At 29.0% G+C, this 869-nt stretch carries 1 protein-coding gene; it reads right to left on the reverse strand.

From position 1 onward, the window contains the following. Nucleotides 1–809: immunoglobulin domain-containing protein (locus PL77_RS29855; protein ID WP_044213722.1), on the reverse strand; the 809-nt coding region annotated here is incomplete at its 3' end. Nucleotides 810–869: the final 60 nt, after the last annotated feature.

Raw genomic sequence — 869 nt, forward strand, 5'->3', positions numbered from 1 at the left:
GTAATATTTTCTAAACTTTCAAAAGTGAGTTTATTGTTTTGTATATATAAGGTGTCTATTTGGTCTAAATTGAAAAAAGTATAAGGTATTGTATCTAATGAGGAATTGCTAGCATCAATTTTATTAACTCTTCCATTGAAAAAAGTTATTCCCTCCCATGTAGTAATTAGAGCATTTAGGTTCCATTTAAGTGTATTGTCAATATTTTTGTTGTATAACCTTGCTAACTCAGTCGAATCTTTTTCAAAAAGAAGAGGATCTACTACATATTGATTTGCAGAGATCAAGGTTAATTCAGGGAATGTGTTATTAGTGATCTTACAGAAGTATGTACCCAATTGCTCAACAGTTAATTCTTTTTTATTTCCATTTTCAGTAATTGGGTTGTTGTCTTTATACCATTGATAAATATTGTTATCAGAATTTATTTGATCAGGTAGTGAAATAATGAAAGGATTATTTTGATATTTATAAAGACTTTTCTGACCAACTGTATCTTGTTTGTTATATGAAAAACGGTTTGGAAATGGTTGAGATATTTTTTCAAGTTCCTCAAATATTAGTTTGTTATGATCAAGTATCAAGGAATCTAAAGCGTCAAGGTTTTGAATTTCATCAGGTAATTCTTGAATGTTTTTATTTTTAATATCCACACTTTTTATTCTATCAAGTGGGTCCCCTGAATGAATAATCCCTTCCCATGTGTTAATAGGCTGACTAATATTCCAGTTTAGTTCATTTTCGGTATTTAACTTAAATATATTAACTACCGCAACAGAATCTTGTAAGAAAGGTCCTGCATTAATCATATTGTAATTTCCAGTGTTTATTGAGTTAATTTGAGGGAAATCAGAGTTAGTTATTGTACA

This window comes from Flammeovirga sp. OC4, from assembly GCF_000812565.1.
In the GTDB taxonomy this organism is placed as follows: domain Bacteria; phylum Bacteroidota; class Bacteroidia; order Cytophagales; family Flammeovirgaceae; genus Flammeovirga.